The sequence below is a fragment of the Blastomonas sp. UPD001 genome, from assembly GCF_003426715.1.
GTDB lineage: Bacteria > Pseudomonadota > Alphaproteobacteria > Sphingomonadales > Sphingomonadaceae > Blastomonas.
On the sequence record NZ_QKVT01000001.1, the window covers coordinates 1,906,834 to 1,927,607 of the forward strand.

General features: G+C 65.7%; 25 protein-coding genes. 9 read left to right on the forward strand and 16 right to left on the reverse strand.

What is annotated here, in order from left to right; all coding sequences use genetic code 11:
- The first annotated feature begins 120 nt into the window (after positions 1-120).
- From DM995_RS09680 to DM995_RS09690, 3 genes are read left to right on the forward strand one after another with little or no spacing between them, the layout of a single operon-like run.
- Positions 121-2,598, forward strand: coding sequence for a TonB-dependent receptor (locus DM995_RS09680; RefSeq protein WP_198669315.1), 2,478 nt, complete (start codon positions 121-123; stop codon positions 2,596-2,598).
- A gap of 2 nt (positions 2,599-2,600) precedes the next feature.
- Positions 2,601-3,749: a glycoside hydrolase family 68 protein gene (locus DM995_RS09685; protein ID WP_116969289.1), complete on the forward strand. Its 1,149-nt coding sequence runs from the start codon at positions 2,601-2,603 to the stop codon at positions 3,747-3,749.
- Positions 3,739-4,614, forward strand: coding sequence for an ROK family protein (locus DM995_RS09690; protein WP_116970408.1), 876 nt, complete (start codon positions 3,739-3,741; stop codon positions 4,612-4,614). Before DM995_RS09685 ends, DM995_RS09690 begins: the two co-directional genes overlap by 11 nt.
- Before the next feature lie 6 nt (positions 4,615-4,620).
- On the opposite strand, the gene yghU is transcribed toward DM995_RS09690, so the two are convergent.
- From yghU to DM995_RS09735, 9 genes are all read right to left on the reverse strand, one after another.
- Positions 4,621-5,508, reverse strand: coding sequence for a glutathione-dependent disulfide-bond oxidoreductase (yghU, locus tag DM995_RS09695; protein ID WP_116969290.1), 888 nt, complete (start codon positions 5,506-5,508; stop codon positions 4,621-4,623).
- A 212-nt stretch (positions 5,509-5,720) separates the two neighbouring features.
- On the reverse strand, positions 5,721-5,942 hold the full coding sequence (locus DM995_RS09700) for a hypothetical protein (protein WP_023838120.1): 222 nt from the start codon (positions 5,940-5,942) through the stop codon (positions 5,721-5,723).
- Between the two features lie 122 nt (positions 5,943-6,064).
- On the reverse strand, positions 6,065-6,775 hold the full coding sequence (locus DM995_RS09705) for an alpha/beta hydrolase (protein WP_116969291.1): 711 nt from the start codon (positions 6,773-6,775) through the stop codon (positions 6,065-6,067).
- 164 nt (positions 6,776-6,939) lie between these two features.
- Positions 6,940-7,404 (reverse strand): SRPBCC domain-containing protein, encoded by a 465-nt coding sequence (locus tag DM995_RS09710; protein WP_023838118.1) that lies wholly within the window; start codon positions 7,402-7,404, stop codon positions 6,940-6,942.
- A gap of 17 nt (positions 7,405-7,421) precedes the next feature.
- Positions 7,422-8,081, reverse strand: a complete 660-nt coding sequence (locus DM995_RS09715) for a glutathione S-transferase family protein (protein WP_116969292.1) — start codon at positions 8,079-8,081, stop codon at positions 7,422-7,424.
- Positions 8,078-8,863 carry a VOC family protein gene (locus DM995_RS09720; RefSeq protein ID WP_116969293.1) on the reverse strand — a complete coding sequence of 262 codons (786 nt, stop codon included), beginning with the start codon at positions 8,861-8,863 and terminating at the stop codon, positions 8,078-8,080. The genes DM995_RS09715 and DM995_RS09720 overlap by 4 nt, the downstream gene beginning before the upstream one ends.
- Positions 8,864-8,876: 13 nt before the next feature.
- Positions 8,877-9,260 carry a DUF1428 domain-containing protein gene (locus tag DM995_RS09725; protein ID WP_023838115.1) on the reverse strand — a complete coding sequence of 128 codons (384 nt, stop codon included), beginning with the start codon at positions 9,258-9,260 and terminating at the stop codon, positions 8,877-8,879.
- Positions 9,257-9,949, reverse strand: a complete 693-nt coding sequence (locus tag DM995_RS09730; protein WP_116969294.1) for a glutathione S-transferase family protein — start codon at positions 9,947-9,949, stop codon at positions 9,257-9,259. Before DM995_RS09730 ends, DM995_RS09725 begins: the two co-directional genes overlap by 4 nt.
- 2 nt (positions 9,950-9,951) lie before the next feature.
- Positions 9,952-10,449, reverse strand: a complete 498-nt coding sequence (locus DM995_RS09735) for a VOC family protein (RefSeq protein ID WP_116969295.1) — start codon at positions 10,447-10,449, stop codon at positions 9,952-9,954.
- Between the two features lie 125 nt (positions 10,450-10,574).
- On the opposite strand from DM995_RS09735, the gene DM995_RS09740 reads away from it, so the two are divergent.
- Entirely contained in the window at positions 10,575-11,243 is a 669-nt protein-coding gene (locus tag DM995_RS09740) for a winged helix-turn-helix transcriptional regulator (protein WP_023838112.1), read from the forward strand.
- A gap of 77 nt (positions 11,244-11,320) precedes the next feature.
- The gene (locus tag DM995_RS09745) at positions 11,321-12,832 is read left to right on the forward strand and encodes a YifB family Mg chelatase-like AAA ATPase (RefSeq protein WP_116969296.1); all 1,512 of its coding nucleotides are present in this window, start codon (positions 11,321-11,323) and stop codon (positions 12,830-12,832) included.
- Positions 12,833-12,836: 4 nt separating this feature from the next.
- Here the strand turns inward: DM995_RS09745 and DM995_RS09750 are convergent, their stop codons facing one another.
- The 3 genes from DM995_RS09750 to DM995_RS09760 form a co-directional block, all read right to left on the reverse strand.
- Positions 12,837-13,103 carry a pilus assembly protein HicB gene (locus DM995_RS09750; RefSeq protein WP_116969297.1) on the reverse strand — a complete coding sequence of 89 codons (267 nt, stop codon included), beginning with the start codon at positions 13,101-13,103 and terminating at the stop codon, positions 12,837-12,839.
- On the reverse strand, positions 13,100-13,525 hold the full coding sequence (locus tag DM995_RS09755; protein ID WP_116969298.1) for a putative toxin-antitoxin system toxin component, PIN family: 426 nt from the start codon (positions 13,523-13,525) through the stop codon (positions 13,100-13,102). The genes DM995_RS09750 and DM995_RS09755 overlap by 4 nt, the downstream gene beginning before the upstream one ends.
- Before the next feature lie 136 nt (positions 13,526-13,661).
- On the reverse strand, positions 13,662-14,444 hold the full coding sequence (locus tag DM995_RS09760; protein ID WP_116969299.1) for a 3-hydroxybutyrate dehydrogenase: 783 nt from the start codon (positions 14,442-14,444) through the stop codon (positions 13,662-13,664).
- Positions 14,445-14,599: 155 nt separating this feature from the next.
- Between DM995_RS09760 and DM995_RS09765 the strand changes: the two genes are divergently transcribed.
- The 3 genes from DM995_RS09765 to DM995_RS09775 are packed head-to-tail and all read left to right on the forward strand — an operon-like array spanning position 14,600 to position 17,242.
- Positions 14,600-15,688, forward strand: coding sequence for a patatin-like phospholipase family protein (locus tag DM995_RS09765; protein WP_116969300.1), 1,089 nt, complete (start codon positions 14,600-14,602; stop codon positions 15,686-15,688).
- A gap of 46 nt (positions 15,689-15,734) precedes the next feature.
- On the forward strand, positions 15,735-16,490 hold the full coding sequence (locus tag DM995_RS09770) for an acetoacetate decarboxylase (protein WP_023838102.1): 756 nt from the start codon (positions 15,735-15,737) through the stop codon (positions 16,488-16,490).
- Positions 16,491-16,504: 14 nt separating this feature from the next.
- Positions 16,505-17,242: an acetoacetate decarboxylase family protein gene (locus DM995_RS09775; protein WP_116969301.1), complete on the forward strand. Its 738-nt coding sequence runs from the start codon at positions 16,505-16,507 to the stop codon at positions 17,240-17,242.
- 61 nt (positions 17,243-17,303) lie between these two features.
- Here DM995_RS09775 and arsC read toward each other — a convergent pair whose 3' ends face one another.
- The 4 genes from arsC to DM995_RS09795 all read right to left on the reverse strand — a co-directional run bounded on the left by arsC (position 17,304) and on the right by DM995_RS09795 (position 20,380).
- On the reverse strand, positions 17,304-17,651 hold the full coding sequence (gene arsC / locus DM995_RS09780) for an arsenate reductase (glutaredoxin) (RefSeq protein ID WP_023838100.1): 348 nt from the start codon (positions 17,649-17,651) through the stop codon (positions 17,304-17,306).
- A 17-nt stretch (positions 17,652-17,668) separates the two neighbouring features.
- Positions 17,669-18,205: a single-stranded DNA-binding protein gene (ssb, locus tag DM995_RS09785; protein WP_116969302.1), complete on the reverse strand. Its 537-nt coding sequence runs from the start codon at positions 18,203-18,205 to the stop codon at positions 17,669-17,671.
- Positions 18,206-18,275: 70 nt separating this feature from the next.
- Positions 18,276-20,132, reverse strand: a complete 1,857-nt coding sequence (gene feoB, locus DM995_RS09790; RefSeq protein WP_116969303.1) for a ferrous iron transporter B — start codon at positions 20,130-20,132, stop codon at positions 18,276-18,278.
- Positions 20,129-20,380: a FeoA family protein gene (locus DM995_RS09795; protein WP_116969304.1), complete on the reverse strand. Its 252-nt coding sequence runs from the start codon at positions 20,378-20,380 to the stop codon at positions 20,129-20,131. The genes feoB and DM995_RS09795 overlap by 4 nt, the downstream gene beginning before the upstream one ends.
- Before the next feature lie 100 nt (positions 20,381-20,480).
- Between DM995_RS09795 and DM995_RS09800 the strand changes: the two genes are divergently transcribed.
- The coding region (locus tag DM995_RS09800) for an FAD-dependent oxidoreductase (RefSeq protein WP_116969305.1) at positions 20,481-20,774 on the forward strand (294 nt) is incomplete at its 3' end.

The following is a 20,774-nucleotide window of genomic DNA, read 5'->3' on the forward strand; positions in this document are numbered from 1 at the left end:
CAGCCACCACCTCTTGGCAAGCTTTTTTGCAAACGATTGCACATTCCACTTGCAATCGTTTGCGATGTTGCTAGCGTCGATGGTCATAGCCGATCAACCGGCAGGTTCAGGAGAGATGTCATGACGATTTCCAAGGCTCTTCGCGCATCCAGCGCCACCGCGGCCCTCGCCGCCTCCAGCTTCTTCTTCGCCACCGCCGCCATCGCGCAGGATGCGTCCGCGCAGGACGACAGCACCGAAAGCGACGTGATCGTCGTGACCGCCGTGGCGCGCGGCGCCAATGTGCTCGACAGCTCGGTTTCGGTCAGCGCCATCGACGCCGACCAGATCGCCACCACCGCGCCGCGCAGCGCGGCCGAAATCTTCCGCAACATCCCCGGCATCCGCTCCGAATCGTCGGGCGGCGAAGGCAATGCCAATATCGCGGTGCGCGGCCTGCCGATCGCCTCGGGCGGTGCCAAGTTCCTGCAGCTGCAGGAAGACGGGCTGCCGATCCTCGAATTCGGCGACATCACCTTCGGCAATTCGGACATCTTCCTGCGTTCGGACCTCAACATCGCGCGGGTCGAGGCAATTCGCGGCGGCTCGGCCTCGACCTTCGCGTCGAACTCGCCCGGCGGCGTGATCAACATGATCTCCAAGACCGGCAAGGGCATGGACGGCGGCACGATCCAGGCGACGCTCGGCCTCGACTATGACGAGAAGCGCTTCGATTTCGATTATGGCGGCGCGCTCGGCCAGGACCTGTATTTCCACATGGGCGGATTCGTGCGCCAGGGCGAAGGCCCGCGCGATATCGGCTATGACGGCAATCGCGGCGGCCAGTTCAAGATCAACATCACCAAGGAATTCACCGGCGGCTTCATCCGCTTCTACGGCAAGTATCTGAACGATCGCGCGGTGGCCTATCTGCCCAATCCGGTGCGGGTGACCGGCACCAACGCCAACCCCAATTACAGCAATGTCCCCGGCTTCGACATCAGCGGCGACAGCCTGCACTCGCGCTTCTTCCGCTCGGCGCAGAGCCTGAACGGGAACAATCAGCCGCAGCGTTATGACATCACCGCGGGGCAACGCCCGCTGGTCAAGGCGTTCGGCTTCGAAGGCGAGTTCGAGGTCGCCGATGGCTGGACGGTGACCAACCGCTTCCGCTTCTCCGACGTGTCGGGCAGCTTCGCCTCGCCCTTCCCCGGATCGGTCGATACCGCCGCAAATACCGCGACCGCGCTTGCAGGGGCCGGATCGCGCCTGGTCTTTGCCAATGGTCTGCAGGCCGGGCAGAACGTGCCGGGCAACGCACTCGTCGCCAGCGTGGTGCTGTTCAACACCCGGCTCAACAGCCTCGACAACATTACCAACGACCTGCGCATCACCGGCGATTTCGACATCGGCAGCGGCAAGGCCACGCTGACCGCGGGCTTCTACAAGTCGCGCCAGGACATCAACACCGACTGGCTGTGGACCTCGCACCTGCTCGAGGTGCGCGGGGGCGGCAATGCCGCGCTGATCGATGTGGTCGCCGCCAACGGCCAGCGCCGCAGCGACCTTGGCACCGTCGCCTATTCGGCGAGCTTCTTCGGCAATTGCTGCCGCCGCGCTTACGACCTGCAATATGATACCAACGCGCCCTTCGCCTCGCTTTCGCTCGAATTCGACAGTCTGACGCTCGATGGCAGCATCCGCTACGATTTCGGTGATGCCTCGGGCCGCACCTTCGGCTCGGACCTGGGCGGGGGCCGCGTCGGCATCACCAGCTTCGATTTCAACCGCAACGGCGCGATCAGCCCCGCCGAAGCGCAGACCGCGACCATCCCGCTGAACGCCCCCGCGCTGGTCGACTATGATTACAGCTATTTCAGCTACTCGCTGGGCGTGAACTATCGCGTGACCGACGATCTCGCGCTGTTCGCGCGCTACAGCAAGGGCGGCCGCGCCAATGCCGACCGCATCCTGTTCAACAACGATAACGTCAACTTCGTCACCGGCGATATCCGCAGCGAAGGCATTGCGGTCGATTTCGTCAAGCAGGCCGAAGCGGGCATCAAGTACCGTTCGGGCGGTCTCGCGCTCTACGCCACCGGCTTCTATGCCGAGACCGAGGAAACCAATTTCGAGGCGACCAGCCGCCAGACCTTCGACCGCCAGTTCAAGGCGCATGGCATCGAGCTCGAAGCCTCGTACCGCACCGGCGGCTTCACCTTCAGCGCGGGCGGCACCTATACCGATGCCGAGATCAGCCGCGACCGCATCAACCCCGGCAACCAGGGCAACACCCCGCGCCGCCAGGCCGATTTCATCTATCAGCTGAGCGGCCAGTACGAGCAGGACATGTTCACCTTGGGCGCGAACATGGTCGGCACCACCGACAGCTTTGCGCAGGACAACAACCAGCTGGTGCTGCCCGGCTTTGCCCAGGTCAACGCGTTCGTCGCGGTGCGTCCGTTCGAGCGGGTGCAGCTCTCGCTCAACGCCAACAACCTGTTCGACACGCGCGGCTTTACCGAGGCGGAAGAGGGCGCGATCCCGGCCAATGGCATCGTGCGCGCGCGCTCGATCAACGGTCGCACCATTTCGGCCACGCTGCGTTACGACTTCTGAGCATGACCACTGCCTGGACCGCTGCGCATATCGCCGCTCTCGAAGGTCAGCCCCTGCCGGTGCCGGGGCTGATCGGCGAGGACGACGCGCGGCGCATCCTGCCCGATCTGCTGCTGTGGGACATGTGGCCGCTGCAGCGGGCGGATGGTCGCCTGGCCGAGGTGAACGGCGGCAGCCTGTGGATGGTGCTCGCCGCGCCCGACCGGGGCGACCCGATCCTGCGCCATTTCGAGGCGAAGATCCGGCTGCTGCATCTCGATGCGAACGGCTGGCACGATCTGGGCGACATGCTTCCGCAAGGCCTGGGCGATTTCGAGCGCGAATGGTCGGGCTCGGCGCTGCTCGAGGGCGAGCGCGTCACGCTCTATTTCACCGCCGCAGGCTATGCCGACCGGCCCGGCGGCTTCCAGCAACGGCTGGCCGAGGCGAACGGCCTGCTACAGGCCGATGGCCGCATCACCGGCTGGAGCGATATACGCGAGAGCGTGGTCGCCGATGGCGCCGTCTATCTCGCCGCTGACCGGCACGAGGGCGCGCCGGGCACGGTCAAGGCCTTTCGTGATCCGGCCTTCTTCATCGATCCCGCGGGTGGCGCGCGCTATCTGGTGTTCACCGCCACGCTCGCCGCATCAGATCATGCCTTCAACGGCGCGGTGGGGCTGGCGCGAATGGATGCGTCGGGCGCATGGCAGCTGATGCCGCCTATCATCCATGCCGATACGCTCAACAACGAGCTTGAGCGCGCGCAGATCATCGCGCATCAGGGGCTCTATTATGCCTTCTGGTCCACACAGCGCTCGGTGTTCAACCCCGATGGTCCGACCGGGCCGACCGGTTTCTACGGCATGGTCGCCGATTCGCTGATGGGCCCCTGGCGGCCCTTGAACGGCACCGGGCTGGTGATCGCCAATCCCGACGAGGAGCCGATGCAGACCTATAGCTGGTTCGCGACATCGGACCTGCTGGTGTGCAGCTTTGTCGATCACTGGGGGCTCAAGGGGCGCAAGCCTTCGGACAGCGCGCTGGTGGCGGCGGAGACGTTCGGGGGAACGCCCGCGCCGATGGTGCGGATCGCGCTCGACGGGGACCGCTCTTCCATTGTCGAGGTCTTCGCGATGGACCGGCTGCATGCGGTCTGCGATGCCGGCTGACGCACCGCTGCTCGGCGCGATCGAGGCGGGCGGCACCAAGTTCGTGCTGGGCGTCGGTCATGGCCCCGAGGCGATCCTCGAGCAGGTGCAGATCCCGACGCGCGACCCCGCCACGACGCTCGCCGAGACGATCGCCTTCTTCCGCCAGCATCCCGGCCTTGCCGCGATCGGCATCGGCTCTTTCGGTCCGCTCGAACGGGATCGCAGCCAGGCCAAATGGGGACATATCCTCGCCACGCCCAAGCCGGGCTGGAGCGATTGCGATCTCGCCGGAGCGATTGCACGCGCGCTGGATGTTCCGATCGGCTTCGATACCGATGTCAACGCCGCCGCGCTCGCCGAGGCGCGGCTGGGTGCGGCGCGCGACGCGAAGGTCAGCGTCTATGTCACCATCGGCACCGGGATCGGCGGCGGCGTGATCGCCGATGGCCGCATCGTCGGCGGCACAGGCCATCCAGAGCTCGGCCATATGCGCCCGCGCCGCGCGCCGGACGACCGCGATTTCGCAGGCCATTGTCCGTTCCATGGCGATTGCCTCGAGGGGCTGGCGAGCGGGCCGGCGATCATCGCGCGCTGGGGCCAGTCGCTCTCGCACCTCGCGCCCGAGCATGAAGCGCATGGCATCATCGCGGGCTATCTCGCCGAAATGTGCAACAGCTTGCGCGCCGCGCTCGCCCCCGACGCCATCGTGCTGGGCGGCGGCGTGATGGGCACGCCCGGCCTGTTCGAGCGGATCGTTGCCGAAGCGGGTGCGCGCGACGGGGGCTATTTCACGCTGAGCGCCGAGAAGGTGATCCGCCGCCCCGCGCTCGCCCCGATATCGGGGCTGGCGGGAGCCTTCCAGCTCGCGGCGGATCTTCTGTAACCCGGCTTATTCGGCCGGCGCGGCGGCGAGCTTGTCCTGCGTGCGCAGTTCGAAATCGCTCGCGTCATGGCGCTCGAGCAGCTGCTGGCTGAGGTCATCGCCAAAGCCGCGATTGACGATGCGTCCGCGCTTGACCGCCGGACGCTCGCCGATCTGTTCGGCCCAGCGCAGCAGATGCGTATATTCGTGCGCCTGAAGGAATTCGGCCGCGTTATAGACCTGGCCGGTCGCGACACCGCCATACCAGGGCCAGATCGCGATATCGGCGATCGAATAGTCGCTTCCCGCCATATATTCATTGTCCGCCAGATGCCGGTTGAGCACGTCGAGCTGGCGCTTGGTCTCCATGGTGAAGCGGTCGATGCAATATTCGATCTTGAGCGGGGCATAGGCATAGAAATGCCCGAAGCCGCCGCCGAGATAGGGCGCGCTGCCCATCTGCCAGAACAGCCAGTTGAGCGCCTCGGTGCGCTTGCCCGGGTCGGTCGGCAGGAAGGCGCCGAACTTTTCCGCCAGGTACAGCAGGATCGAACCCGATTCGAACAGCCGCACTGGCTCTGCGCCGCTGCGGTCCATCAGTGCGGGGATCTTGCTGTTCGGATTGATCGCCACGAAATCGCTGCCGAACTGGCCGCCCTGGCGGATGTCGATCAGCCAGGCATCATATTCGGCGCCCGAATGCCCGGCCGCGAGCAGCTCCTCGAGCATCACGGTGACCTTGACGCCGTTGGGCGTCGCCATCGAATAGAGCTGCAGCGGATGCTGGCCGACCGGCAGTTTCTTCTCGTGCGTCGCGCCGGCGATCGGCCGGTTGATGCTGGCAAAGGCGCCGCCATTGTCCTTGCTCCAGGTCCAGACGGCAGGCGGCGTATAGTCTTCGGGGAAATTGGTCATGGATCGGGCCTTTCGCGATCGGGTCGCGATTCGAGAGGCCGGATCGCGACGACAGGGACGTCGCTGGTCAAGATGGCGGTGCGGCGTGCCCAGTCAAGGGCGGCGGGCGATGCCGGATCGGCTGCTGTCGGGCCGCGCGATGCGCATAACGAAAAGGGGCGACCATAGCTGGCCGCCCCTTCCCGAATCAGTACCTGATTGCCTTGCGGCTATCAGGGGCTGTTGGGCTCATCGTCATCAGCGATGACGATGATGCCACCGATCACGGCGGCGGCTGCCACGACACCAATGATGATGCCGGTGCTGCCTTCTGCGTCGCTCTCTTCGCCCGAGGCGCTGACGCGAGCTGCGGAGGTCGCAGCCTGTGCCAGAACCGGAGCGCCGACCATGGTGGTCAGAGCAAGCGCAGCCAGTGCGGTCTTTGCAAGTTTCATAGGATTGTCCCTTCAGACATGCTGCTAGCGATCGCCATATCCCACAGCTGCTTAGCAAATGCAACATGCGTTGAGCGCAATTATGAGGAATTTCACCGCAGTTTTTGGGGGATTTGAAGCGTTTACAACAGATCGAGCAGTCCCATGGCCGCCATTTGTAACGGCGCAAGATAAACCGCATCATCATAGGATACGCTGTTCGTCAGCGCATAGAAGCGGCGCGCGCTCTCTTCGTCCATTCCCATTTCACGGTAAAAATCAAGATACTGGCGATGGACGGGGTCCGTTTCGGGCACGTCGCGCGCCTCTCTCCCCAGATCGTCGCGCCAGCTGTGCACCGCGAATTCGGCCTGCGAATCGGCTCTTCGGCGGACGCCCGCAAGGAACAGCTCGACCGCCCCCGAACGGACCGAGCCTCCGGCAGGGACGACCGTCTCGATTCGCGCGCGGCGCAGCATCCGGGCAAGGTGCAGATTGGCGTCGTCGTCCTCCGACCCCGGGCATTCGATCATGCGCAGCGTGGCGATGCCGGGATAGGCGCGCAGCATGGCCGCGAATTGCGCCGGGCTGCGCGAATCGACGACGCCGATCATGTCCGCGCTTGTCGGACCGGTCACGCGAAAGGGTCCGAACGTGGCAAGCGCGGGGGCGGCGCGAATCTCGGGTGCCGGCTCGTCAAATTCGGTCCAGCTGCGCTCCTCGCGCCAGCCGATCGCCGAGCTTTCGACGGTCAGCGCGGCACCGCCCAGACTGACCTCGCGCGCCTCGATCCGCTCGGGGCACAGGCTGAGGCCGATCAGGGCAAGGGCAGGCAGGAGACGCGGCAGCGGCATGGGCGGGCATCGGATGTCAGTGGATGATCCACCACCGATGCGCCCCGCGCCTTGTCGAAGCGTTGACCGACATGGTCAGGGGGAAACGTTAAGCAGGGGTTACGCGCCCCGATCCGTTGCCGGATTACCTTGTATTCTCAGTCACCTGCCGGCGGTGACAATGGTTACCCCGCCTCGGCGAGCTCGGCCAGCTGATCGGCCATGGTCGCCCAGCCGATCTCGAAGCCCATCGTCTTGTGCTGCTCGCGCGCCTCGCTGGTCCAGTGCCAGGTGGTGGCGGTATAGCGCGTGCCCTCGTCCTCGGCCTCGATTTCCAGACAGCCGACCATGAATGCGGCTTGCGGTATCCAGCCCGCGCGAAAGGCGTCGGTGAACACGATCCGCCGGCCCGGCGTCACCTCGAGCAGCACGCCATCGCCCTCGTGGCTTTCGCCATCGGGGCCGCGCATGATCGTTGCCATCCGCCCGCCCGATCGCCAGTCGATCTCGATGATCTCGGTCCGCCAGGGGCGCGGGCACCAATAATCCTCGAGCTGCCCGGTCATCACCTGCCAGACCCGCTCGGGCGGCGCAGCAATATGCCGGGTTACGCGTAGGGGGTAGCCGGGTTCGTCGGTGGCTTCGGTCATGCTCGTTCTCCTGCCATTCAATCGCGGTCGGGCGCGCCCAGCGGGAAGAAGCCGCGATAGGGGCGCGCCTCCTCGATGCAGCGCGCAAAGGACGGTCTTGCGATCAGCCGGGCGCGATAGGCCCTCAGCGCGGTCAGATGCTCGGGGATCGGGTGCGACCAGTCGGCATAGAACAGCGCGGGCGCGGCGCCGCAATCGGCCAGGGTAAAGCCATCCCCCGCCGCCCAGTCGCGGCCCTGCATATGCGCATCGAGCCAGGCGTAGATCGTATCGAGCATCGCTTTGGCGTCGGCGAGCCCCGCAGGATCGCGCTGGTCGTCGGGGCGCAGCGCGTCGAACACGGTCTTCTGCTGCGGGCTCATCACGTAATTGTCGATGATCCGGTCGAGCATGCGCACCTCGAGCGCGGCGGCCGGCTCGGCGGGGATCATCGGCGCGGGGCCGCGATGCGCGATCTGCAGATGCTCGATGATCGTGCTCGCCTCGATCACCGTCCGCTCGCCATCACGCAGCACCGGAAACTTGCCGATCGGCCAGAGGCGGCGCAGCTCCGCCTGATTCTCCGGCTGATCGGGTCCGAGCATGCGGAAGTCGAACGGCGTGTCGTTCTCGTACAGCGCGATCAGCACCTTCTGGCAATAGGAGGAGAAGGGATGCGCAAAGAGCTGCAGCATCATGCGGCGGGCTTTCGCGGACCGACCAGCGAAAAGACGGCGCCCTGCGGATCGCGCCCGGTGATGATATAGTCGCCGCCGGGAATCTCGGACGGGCCGAACAGGATCTCGCCCTGGCGGATCGGGATCGTCCGCGCGGCGGCATCGATATCGCTGACATAGAAATAATAGGCCCAGCCGGCATGCGGCATGTCGTCGGGCTTGGTCATCATCGCGCCGATCAGCTCGCCATGGCGCAAAAATTCATATGCCCCCATCGGACCCATATCCATCTCGCCGTCCTTCACCCAGCCGAACTGCCGCGTGTAGAAATCCATCGCCGCCGCCTGATCGGTGGTGGTCAGCTCGTTCCATGCGCAATGGCCGGGCCGTCCGCCATTGCAAATGTAAGCCTGCGATGTCCGGCCCGACTGGTCCTGCATCAGGTAGAAGGCGATTCCCTGCGGATCGGCGACCATGGCAAAGCGCCCGGTGCCGGGCAGATCGCGCGGCCCCATATGCACGGTGCCGCCCTGGGCGCGCAGGCTCGCCAGCGCCGCATCGATATCGTCGACCGCGACATAGCCGAGCCAGCCCGGCTGCGCACCGCCCGCGAGCATGTCCGGGGTGAGCGCGAGGATGCCGCCGATCTCCTCGTCGCCCGCGCGAATGGTGCGATAATCGATATCCGGCTGCTCCGAATCGCCATAGGTCCAGCCGAGCAGCGCGGCATAGAATGCCTGTGCGCCATCGGCATCGCGGGTCATCAGTTCGTACCAGACGAATTCGCCCTGTCGGTTGGTCATGCTCTCGCTCCCTTCAGGCGGTCAGTTCGACAACGGGGACAAAGCCGCCGAAGATCAGCCGCTTGCCGTCGAAGGGCATCGGGTTCTTTTCGGGGTCCATGCGCGGATCGACCTTGGAGGGGTCTTCCATCATCTCGCGCATCTTCGCCATGGCGGCATCGCGCGTCGCCTTGTCGGGCCATTCGACCCAGCTGAACAGCACCGCTTCGCCTTCCTCCGCCTTCACCGCGCGGCGGAAATCGGTGGTGTGTCCATCGGGCACGTCATCGCCCCAGCATTCGACGATGCGCAGCGCACCCAATTCCATGAACACCGCATCGCCCTGGCGCGCATGCTCGATGAACCTGTCGCGATTGGCCTGGGGGCAGGGAATGACGAAGCCGTCGATATAGGTCATGGGGTCTCTCCTGTGCTGTCGGATGGGCTTGGGGGATGATCGCTGAACGCGGCGAGCTGCGCGGCGAGCGCGCGTTCGAAAGCCGGGCGCGCGGTGGCGCGCGCCAGATAGGCGGCGAGCACCGGCCGTTCGTCCAGCAGATCGGTGCCCCCGGCCTCGCGCAGCACGGTCGCCATCGCGATGTCCGCGATGCTGAACGGCCCGGCGAGCCAGTCGCGCTCTCCCAGCGCGGCGGCGAGCCGGTCGAGCCGCTCGCCGATAAAGGCCATCAGGCTGGGCTTGCGCAACGCCGCCCATTGTTCGCCCGCAGCAAACAGCGTGACCTGGCCGAGCTCGAACATCATCGGCTCGACGCTGTTGAACGCCGCGAACAGCCAGGACAGCGCATCGGCCCGTTGCTGCGGCTCGTCGGGCAGCAGCCCGGCGTGCTTCTGCGCCAGATGGAGCAGGATCGCGCCCGATTCGAACAGCCGGATGCCGCCATCGTCGATCACCGGGACCTGACCCCAGGGCTGGTCGGCATAATGCGATTGCGGTCGCTCGACCGCGCTGATCAGCCGCTCGGCATAGGGCAGGCCGATCTCCTCGCAGGCCCAGCGCGGACGCAGATCGCGGACATAGCCGCGCGCAAAATCGGGAACCCAGTCGAAACCGGTGATCGTCAGGCTGGCTTGCGGGTCGATCGGCATGGTCAGGCCGAAGCGCTATCGGCAGCGGCCTCGATCGCGGCGATGTCGATCTTGATCATCGCCGACATCGCATCGAACGCCGCCTTGGCACGCGCCGGATCGGGATCGGAGAGCAATTCCATCATCCGCCTGGGCACGATCTGCCAGCGCACGCCCCAGCGATCGTGACACCAGCTGCACGCGATTTCCGCGCCGCCATTCCCGACGATTGCGTCCCACAGCCGGTCGGTCTCGGCCTGATCCTCGGTATAGATCTGGAACGATATCGCATCGCCGTGCGGCTTGCCCGGCCCGCCGTTGAGCGCGACCCAGGCCTGTCCCGCCAGCGTGAATTCGACCAGGATCACCGCGCCTTGCGCCGTCGAAGGGTTGTCGGAAGGCGCGCGCACCACGCGGTCGATCCGGCTGTCGGGGAGCAGCCCGGCATAGAAATGCGCGGCCTCTTCCGCCGCGCCATCGAACCACAGACAGGGTGCGATCTTGGGGGCTATCTTGCTCATCGGTACATCCTCGCTTGGCCCGGTCGCCTGTTTCTGCGACTCGGGCGCTGTCGTTGCCGAGCGTGACAAGCCGTGTTACAAAAAGCAACTGCTTAGTTATTATTTATAACCTCGAAGGGGTCGGATTGGTCAAGAGGCTGTATGACGATGCGTGCGGGACCGCGCATGCGCTGGAACTGATCGGCGAGCGCTGGGCGCTGCTGGTGATGCGCGAGCTGATGCTCGGGCCGCGCCGCTTCAGCGAGCTGCGCGCCGATCTTCCCGGCATCAGCGCCAATGTGCTGACCCAGCGGCTCGAGGGGCTGGAGGCCAGGCACCTGCTCGTCCGCCGCCGCCTGCCGCCGCCCGCCTCCGCGCAGGTCTATGAGCTGACCGAATGGGGTTACGAGGCAGAACCGCTGGTGCAGATGCTGGGCCGCTGGGCGGCGCGATCGCCCTGGCACGACCCCAGCTTGCCGATCAGCGGGGTCTCGGTGATGCTCTCCTTCCGCACCATGATCGACCGCGCGCGCGTGGGCGATCTTGCGCTGCGGGTGGGCTTTGCCTTCGGCGACATGACCTATGTCGGGCAACTCGATGCAAGCGGCATCGCGATCGCGCGCGGCAAGGCGCAAGGCTGCGACCTCGTCTTCACCGGCACCCCCCACGCGCTCGCAGGCGCGGTCTATGGCGGGGTGCCGCTCGACGCGCTCGACGCCGAAGGGCTGCTCCATGCCGAGGGCGATCCGGCGCTGATCGCACGCTTCCTGACGCTCTTTCCCCTGCCCGAGCGGGTGCAATTGCCTCCGGAATGAAGCGATTCTGCCGAATCCGCTCGACTCCTTAACATCGGCACGTCAGGCTCGGCCCCGGAACAAAAGGGGGGCGTGTGATGGTCGCCATCGTCCAGACCGTGGCCTATCTGGGCCTCGAGGCGCGCAGCGTCGAGGCACAGGTGCAGATCTCGCCCGGCATGAACAAGGGCATCGCGGTGGTCGGCCTGCCCGACAAGGCGGTGGGCGAAAGCCGCGAGCGCGTGCGCGCCGCGATCGCCTCGCTCGGGCTGTCGCTGCCGCCCAAGCGCATCACCGTGAACCTGTCACCGGCCGACCTGCCCAAGGAAGGGTCGCATTACGACCTGCCGATCGCGCTCGCACTGCTCGCCGCGATGGGGATCATCGATGCCGAGCTGGTCGGCGAATATGTCGCGGTGGGCGAACTCGCGCTCGACGGGCGCATTGCCGCCTCGCCCGGCGTGCTGCTCGCCGCCTTGCACGCCTCGGCGACCGGCAAGGGGCTGATCTGCCCGGCGGCGCAGGGCGCGGAGGCCGCTTGGGCAGGCGGCATCGACGTGGTCGCCGCGCCTGATCTGCTCACCCTCCTCAACCATCTCAAGGGCCATGGCCGATTGAGCCCGCCCAAGCCCGGCGTCGCCGAAGAGCCCGCGCCGGGGCCGGATCTCAAGCAGGTCAAGGGGCAGGAGACCGCCAAGCGCGCGCTCGAGATCGCCGCGGCCGGCGGGCATAACATGGTGATGGTGGGTCCTCCGGGCGCGGGCAAGTCGCTGATGGCCTCGTGCCTGCCGGGCATCTTGCCGCCGCTCACCCCGCAGGAAGCGCTCGAGGTGTCGATGGTGGCGAGCGTCGCGGGCACTTTGGTCGACGGCCGGATCAGCCGCGCGCGCCCGTTCCGCGCTCCGCATCACAGCGCCTCGATGGCCGCGCTCGTCGGCGGCGGATTGAAGGTGCGTCCCGGCGAGGTGTCGATGGCGCATCTGGGCGTGCTGTTCCTCGACGAGCTGCCCGAATTCCAGCGCACCGTGCTCGATTCGCTGCGCCAGCCGCTCGAGACCGGCGAGGTCAGCGTCGCACGCGCCAATGCGCATGTCACCTTCCCCGCGCGGGTGCAGATGATCGCGGCGATGAACCCGTGCCGCTGCGGCCATCTGGGCGATCCCGCGCTCGGCTGCTCGCGCGCGCCGCGCTGCGCGGCGGACTATCAGGCGAAGGTGTCAGGACCGCTGCTCGACAGGATCGACCTGCATGTCGAGGTCGAGGCCGTCACCGCCGCCGACCTCACCCTGCCCCCGCCCGCCGAAGGATCGCAAGAGGTAGCGGCAAGGGTCGCCGCCGCCCGCGCGCTCCAGACCGCGCGCTACAAGGACATCAAAGCGCGCACCAATGCCGAGATCGACGGCGAGGCGCTCGAACGCTTCGCCACCCCCGATGAACCCGCGCGCCAGATCCTCGCCCGCGCCGCCGAAGCGATGCGGCTATCCGCGCGCGGCTATACCAGGGTGCTGAGGGTCGCCCGCACGATCGCGGACCTCAGCGGCGCGGAAACGGTCGGCCGGGAGCATGTCGCCGAGGCGCTAAGCTATCGCAGACGGGCGCCGGTGGGGTGAGGCCCTATCGCGGCTTTGCTCCCGCTTCAATCTCGTCTCCGGGAGGCAACGGCTCGGTTCCTGCCCGATCCAGAAAGGGCAGCATGTCCGATGGCTTGGCAGCCCCGGCGCGCTGTTTCAGAAAATCTGCTGCCATTTCGACGGCACCGATCTTTTGGGCCACGGCCACTGAAATCCACTGATTGAGCGACACGCCGTCCTGCTTGGCCAGCCGCGCGGCAGCCTCCTTGATCGAAATCGGCAGCTTCAAGGGATAGGATGCCTTGTTCATGACCGTAATTCCTTCAATAGCTCGCCAGGTCTTACCACCGGCAGTCCAAACAGCGCCGCGCCTTTGGCAAAATCGCGAACATTGTGCGTCACCAACCTGTCGGCACCACCATTGATTGCGGCTTCCAACACCATTTCGTCATTCGCGTCGTGCAGCAACGGGCGCCACCGGAAGCTAACTTCGACCGCCTCGCAGCTACTCGCCAGCGCCTCGAGAAATTGATCGATCTCGTCCAGGCTGAAGCCATGCACCGCACATTGCTCAGGCCGTTTCAAGACCGATTCATATTCGACGAACAGCGCAGGCGTCACCAGTGGAACAACCCGTCCCGCGGCGACCAGCCGGAGCACGGCGTTGCTGCCGCCTTCTCTGCTCCGTAGCGCCGTCACCACAACATCCGTGTCGAGAACGACCTTTTGCATATCTTATGAGATATCACTCAATGGGCCAAGACGCAATCAAGTCACCTAACGAAAACCGGCGGAGCTTTCACCCCGCCGGTTCCCAGAGTATCCGAATACCAGCGGAGCCCCCTACGGCCCCGCCACCGTCATCGCATCACTGCGCGGTCCAGCCGCCGTCGACCGGGATCGCGGTGCCGGTGATCTGCGCGGCGGCTTCGCTCGAGAGGAACGCGGCGAGCTCGCCCATCTGTTCGGGGGTGGCGAACTGCTTGCTCGGCTGCTTTTCGATCAGCAGCTTTTCGGTCGCGGCCTCGACGCTGATGCCCTGTTCCTCGGCCATCGCCTCGATCTGCTTCTGCACCAGCGGGGTGTGGACCCAACCGGGGCAGATGGTGTTGCTGGTGATGCCGGTGCCCGCGTTTTCCAGCGCGACCACCTTGGAAAGGCCGACCACGCCGTGCTTGGCGGCAACATAGGCCGCCTTGTGCTTGCTGGCGATCAGGCCGTGCACCGAACCGATATTGATGATGCGGCCGAAGCCCTTGGCCTTCATGTGCGGCAGCGCGGCCTGGATGGCGAAGAAGATTCCCGACAGGTTGATCGCGATCACCTGGTGCCACTTTTCCTCCGGGAATTCCTCGACGGAAGCCGTGTGCTGGATGCCGGCATTGTTGACGAGGATGTCGACCGAACCGAGCTTCTCGACGCACAGTTCGACCATCGCGCGGACATCATCGGGCTTCGACATGTCGGCATTGCTGTAGACGACCTCGACGCCGTATTTCTCGGCCAGGCCGGCGCGCTCCTTCTCGATCGCGTCGGCATCGCCGAAACCGGTGATGACCAGATTGGCGCCCTTGGACGCCAGGACGTTGGCGATGCCCAGACCGATCCCGCTGGTGGAGCCGGTGACGATGGCATTCAAACCCTTGAGCATAAAAGATCCCCTTCAATTTCAATGCGGTTACATAACGCGGCCCGGGCGATGTTCGCAGTTGCAGCGAATCACTCTTGCCGACTCGTCTAACGTGAGTTACCCCTAGGTTCCAACGGAAAAACTCGGGTTTCGCGACAGTTTCTGGGGGATGTACGATGGCCGAGGCTGGTCCGTCGTCGGCGGCTTATGCTGCGGATGCGAAACCGAATAATGACAGATATGTTGCAGCGCCGAACAGCAAGCCGGTCAACCTGGCCTTGCAGGGCGGCGGCGCGCACGGCGCCTTCGCCTGGGGCGTGCTCGACAGGCTGCTCGAGGACGGGCGGCTCCATTTCGATGCGGTGAGCGCGACCAGCGCGGGCGCGATGAACGCCACGGTGCTCGGTTATGGCCTGACCATCGGCGGCGCGGAAGGCGCGCGCGAGGAGCTCGCCAAGTTCTGGAAGCGGATCAGCGACGAGGGCGCAAAGGGTCCGCTCCAGCCGAGCTGGATCGACAAGGCGCTGGGCAATCACAGCCTCGATTTCAGCCCGGCGTTCCTCTATTTCGACATCCTGTCGCGGATCATGTCTCCCTATGAGCTGAACCCGTTCAATTTCAACCCCTTGCGTCAGGTGCTCGAAAGCAGCGTCGATTTCGACGTGCTGCGCGAAGGCTGCCCGATCAAGCTGTTCCTCTCGGCCACCAATGTGCGCACCGGCAAGGTGCGGATGTTCGAGAATCACGAGATCGGTCCCGATCAGGTGCTCGCCTCGGGTTGTCTGCCGTTCATGTTCCAGACCATCGAGATCGACGGCGAGGCCTATTGGGACGGGGGTTACATGGGCAATCCGGCGATCTTCCCGCTGATCTATGGCAGCCAGACCAACGACGTGGTGATCGTGCACATCAACCCGCTCAACCGCGAGGAAGTGCCCAGGACCGCCAAGGACATTCTCAACCGCATCAACGAGATCAGCTTCAATTCCAGCCTGATGCGCGAAATGCGCGCGATCGCGTTCGTCACGCACCTGATCGACGACGGCCAGCTCAACGACGACCGGCACCGGCGGATGCTGATCCATTCGATCCAGGACGAGGTGTTCATGGAAAGCCTGGGCGTCACCAGCAAGCTGAACCCCGACTGGTCGTTCATGCAAAAGCTGAGGGACGTGGGTCGCGCCTGTGCCAGCCAGTGGCTGGAAAACCATTTCGACGATGTCGGGGTGACATCGTCGACGGACATCAAATCCTATTTCCTCTGATCTCCATGCCAACCGATCCCAGATTCCATAGGGGGACCGTCCAGCCATGACGCCTGAAGAAATCCTGAAACTGCCTTCGATGCCGGCGGCGGCGCCCAGCTATCCGCTGGGCCCGTACCGCTTCATCAACCGCGAATTCATGATCGTCACCTACGAGACCGATCCGGTCGCGCTGCGCGCCGCGGTGCCCGAGCCGCTGGTGCCGAACGAGGAAAATCTCGTGCTGTACGAATGGATCAAGATGCCCGACAGCTCGGGCTTCGGCGACTATACCGAAAGCGGCATCGTCATCCCCTGCACCTTCAACGGCGAGCCGATCAACTATACCGCGCAGATGTATCTCGACGACCAGCCGCCGATCGACGGCGGGCGCGAGATCTGGGGCTTTCCGAAGAAATACGCGCTGCCCAAGCTGGTGGTCGCATCGGACACGCTGACCGGCACCTTGAGCTATGCCGGCCAGACCGTGGCGATGGGCACAATGGCGTACAAATGGCAGGAAGCGCCGGGCGGCTGCGAGGCGCAGGCCAAGTCGATGACCAAGACCTCGTGCAATCTCAAGATCATCCCCGATGTCGATGGCAGCCCCAAGATCTGCCAGCTCGTCGCGTATAATCTGGAGAATATCACGGTGAAGGGCTGCTGGGTCAGCCCGGCGCGGCTGCAGCTGATCCCGCATGTCAACGCGCCGGTCGCGGACCTGCCGATCCTGCGCATCGTCGGCGGCAAGCATTTCGTCAGCGACCTCACCCTGCCGCATGGCCGGGTGCTGTTCGACTACATCAAAGACGCCGCGGGCTGAGGGAGGACGTCATCATGAAAAAGCAGGATGTGCTGAAGCTCAGCTCGATGCCGCTGCAGAGCCCGACCTATCCGGTGGGCCCGTACAAGTTCTTCGAACGCCAGTACATGATCGTCAGCTATCGCACCGATCCGGCGAAGATCCGCAAGATGCTGCCCGAACCGCTCGAGCCCGATGGCGATGTGGTCTCGGTCCAGTGGCTCGACCTGCCCGATGGCGAGGGCTTCGGTGCCTATTCGGCGGTGGCACAGGCGATCCCGTGCACCTTCAACGGCGAGACGTGCAATTTCCTCACCCAGATGTATGTCGACAATTGCCCGCCGCTCGCCGGAGGCCGCGAGATCTGGGGCTATCCGATGAAATATGGCATCGCCAAGCTCAAGACCGTGGGCGACACATTGACCGGGGAACTGACTTATTCGGGCCAGGCGGTCGCGCATGGCACCATGGTGTACAAGCATGGCGGCCCGACCGATCTGGGCGAGATCGAGGCGCTGCTGAAGCGGACGCAGGTCACGCTCAAGCTGATCCCGGACATCGACGGTACCCCGGCGATCGCGCAGCTGGTCGGCATCACTTTCGAGAATATCGTGGTCAAGGGCGCCTGGACGGGCCGGGCACGGGTCGAGCTGATCGATTCGGTCAACTGCCCGCTCGCCGACCTGCCGGTGCTCGAGCATGTCGGGGGCCTGCACCTCGTCACCGACATGACGCTGCCCTATGGCCGCGTGCTGCACGACTATCTCGGCTGACCGGGCGGCAAGCCGACACTCCGAGCCCCGGCGCGGCACTGGCTCGCGCCGGGGTTTCGTGTCAGAGCAGCTCCTGCACCGTTTCGCTGGGGCGGCAGAGCTTCACTACGCTGTCGGTCACCACGATCGGGCGGTTGATCAGGACCGGGTGCGCCATCATCGCGTCGATGATCGCCGCATCGGTGACATCGGCACCGTCGAGGCCGAGTTCCTTGACCAGCGGCTCCTTGGCGCGGAGCAGGCCGCGTGCGCCCTCGCCCGCGCGCGCGATCAGGCTTTCCAGCGTCTCGCGCGAGGGCGGGGTCTTCAGATATTCGATGACTTGCGGTTCATGCCCCGCCTCGCGCAGCGCCGCCAGGACATTGCGCGAGGTGCCGCATTTGGGGTTGTGATAGATCGTAAACGCCATCGCGCCGGCGCCTTCGATCAGAACGGCACGTCGTCGTTCAGATCGTCGTCAAAGCCGCCGCCGCCCCAGCCGCTCGACGAGCCGCCATCGTTGAAGCCACGCGATCCGCCACCCGAGCTTCCACCCGACGAACCGCCGCGCGAGCCACCGCCGCCAAAGTCGCCGCCGCCGCCCATGCCGCCGCCACCGCCGCCACGGCCCTGCGCGCTGTCGAGCATGGTCAGCACCGCGCCGGGGCCCTGCAGCACCACCTCGGTGGTGTAGCGGTCATTGCCCTGCTGGTCCTGCCACTTGCGCGTGCGCAGCTGGCCTTCGACATAGATCTTGCTGCCCTTGCGCAGGAAGCGTTCGGCCACGCCCGCCAGGCCATCGCCGAACACCGCGACGGTGTGCCAGTCGGTGCGCTCCTGCTTCTCGCCGCTGTTGCGGTCCTTCCACGTCTCGGTGGTGGCGAGCCGGAGATTGGCGACCTTGCCGCCATTGGCAAAGCTGCGGACCTCGGGATCGGCCCCCAGATTGCCGATCAGGATGACCTTGTTGACGCTGCCCGACATATGCTTTCCTCAGGATAATGATGCTGTGATGTTTGCTGCCCGGCACTATGCCGATGGCGCGATGCGGCGTCTATAGCCCCAAAGCCGTCGCGGTCCAGAAGGTAATCCCCGCTGCGATCCAGGCCAGGCCGAACAGATAGCCGACCATGAACATCGGCCATTTCCAGCCATTGGTCTCGCGCCGCGTGACCGCGATGGTCGAGATGCATTGCGGCGCGAACACGAACCAGGCGAGGAAGGCGAGCGCGGTCGGCAGCGACCAGCGCCCCGCGAGCCGCTCGCCCAAGGCCTGGGCCTGTTCGTCCTCGTCGGTCGCGTCGATCGCATAGGTCGTGGCGAGCGCCGAGACCGCGACCTCGCGCGCCGCCATCGCGGGAATCAGCGCCAGAGCGATGTCGCGCGAAAAGCCGATCGGCGCGACCACGGGTTCGAGCACGCCGGCGATGCGCCCGGCGGCCGAATATTCGGACTGGCTCATGCTGCTGCCCGGCGGCACCTGCGGATAGCTGAGCAGCAGCCACAGGGCGATGGTGACGGCAAAGATGATCGTGCCCGCGCGGCGCAGGAACAGCCAGGCGCGCTGCCACAGGCCGAGCGCGAGATCGGCGAGGCGCGGCATCTGGTATTTGGGCATTTCCATCAGGAAGCCGCTCGCCCCGCCCTTGGCGACGGTCGAGCGCAACACCAATGCCACGACCATCGCGCCGATGATGCCGAAGACATAGAGGCCGAATAGCACCAGCCCCTGCAGCCCAATGCCGGGTCCGACCGCGATCTCGGGAATGAACGCAGCGATGATCACGGTATAGACGGGCAGCCGCGCCGAGCAGGTCATCAGCGGCGCGATCAGGATGGTGGTCAGCCGGTCCTTCTCGTCCGAGATGCTGCGCGTCGCCATGATGCCGGGAATCGCGCAGGCGAAGCTCGAGAGCAGCGGGATGAACGAGCGGCCCGACAGCCCGACGCTCGCCATCAGCCGGTCCATGATGAACGCGGCGCGCGCCATGTATCCGGTCGCCTCCATCATCAGGATGAAGAAGAACAGGATGACGATCTGCGGCAGGAAGACGACGACCGAGCCGACCCCCGCGATCGCGCCATCGACCACCAGCGACCGGAAGAACCCTTCCGGGATCACCGCGGTGGCGAATTCGCCGAGCGCGCCCGCGCCTGCCTCGAGCGCATCGGCAAAGGGCGTCGCCCAGCTGAACACCGCCTGGAAGATGACGAACAGCAAAGCGAACAGGATCAGCGGCCCGGCAAAGGGATGGAGCAGCAACGCGTCGGCGCGGTCGGTCCAGCGGCGGCTCTGCGTCTGGCTGACGATGGCGGCCGTGGCGATATGCTCGGCGCGGCGGCGGCGCGCGCGCATGTCGGGCTCGCCGAGCGGCGCGTGCGGCACCTGCTTGGCGAGAATCACCGCATCGAGCGCGGCGGCGAGATCGGTCAGGCCGCGGCGGCGCACCGCGACCGTGGGAATGACCGGCACGCCGAGATCGGCGGCGAGCCGCGTCGCATCGAGCGTGAGGCCATCGCGTTCGGCCAGATCGACCATGTTGAGCGCGATCACCGTGGGCAGGCCGAGCTGCAGCAGTTCGAGCGCGAAGACCAGATGCTGGTCGAGATTGGCCGAATCGAGCACGATCACCAGCGCATCGGGCTGGCGCTCGCCCGCCTGGCGACCCATCACCACGTCGCGCGTCACCGCCTCGTCCGGGCTGGTGGGGTCGAGGCTGTAGCTTCCGGGCAGGTCGATCAGCTCGGCGGGGCGGCCATCGGCAAAGGCGAAACGGCCCGATTTGCGCTCGACGGTAACGCCGGGATAGTTGGCGATCTTCTGCCGTGCGCCGGTGAGCGCGTTGAACAGCGCGCTCTTGCCGGCATTGGGGTTGCCGACCAGCGCGATCAGCGGCTGGTGTCGGGTCATGCGGCGGGCTCCGGCGTGCGCAGCGTGATCGCGCGGGCATGGACGCGGCGGATCGCCACCGTCATCCGCCCGATATCGAGCGCGATCGGATCGCGGCCGAAAAAGATGCCGCGCTGGCGGATCGAGACCATCGCGCCTTCGTCGACGCCGAGCGCGCGCAGCCGCTTGCCCTCGTCTGGGGGCAGGATGCTCCAGTCGATCGCGGCAATTTCCGCGCGCTGGCCGGTGGGAAGCTGGTCAAGAAGCATGGTTTTGCGAACCGCTATCAATATCCTTACCGCCGCGCCAGCGAATTCTTGGGGGCCGGGCAGTTGGCGAAGACCCAAGGCTCGGCTAGGCCCTGAATCCATGGGCAAGAGTGATACACAGCCGGACGCGATCATCATCGGGGGCGGACATAACGGTCTGACCTCAGCCTTCTATCTGGCGCGCGCTGGGCTGACAGTGCGCGTGCTCGAGGCGCGTCCCGTGGTCGGTGGCGCGGCGGTAACGGAGGAATTCCATCCCGGATTCCGCAATTCGGTGGCGAGCTATACTGTCAGCCTGCTCCAGCCGCGCGTGATCGCCGACATGGGGCTGGTCGCGCGCGGCTATCGCGTCATCGAGCGGCCCGTGTCGAACTTCCTGCCGCTGCCCCATGGC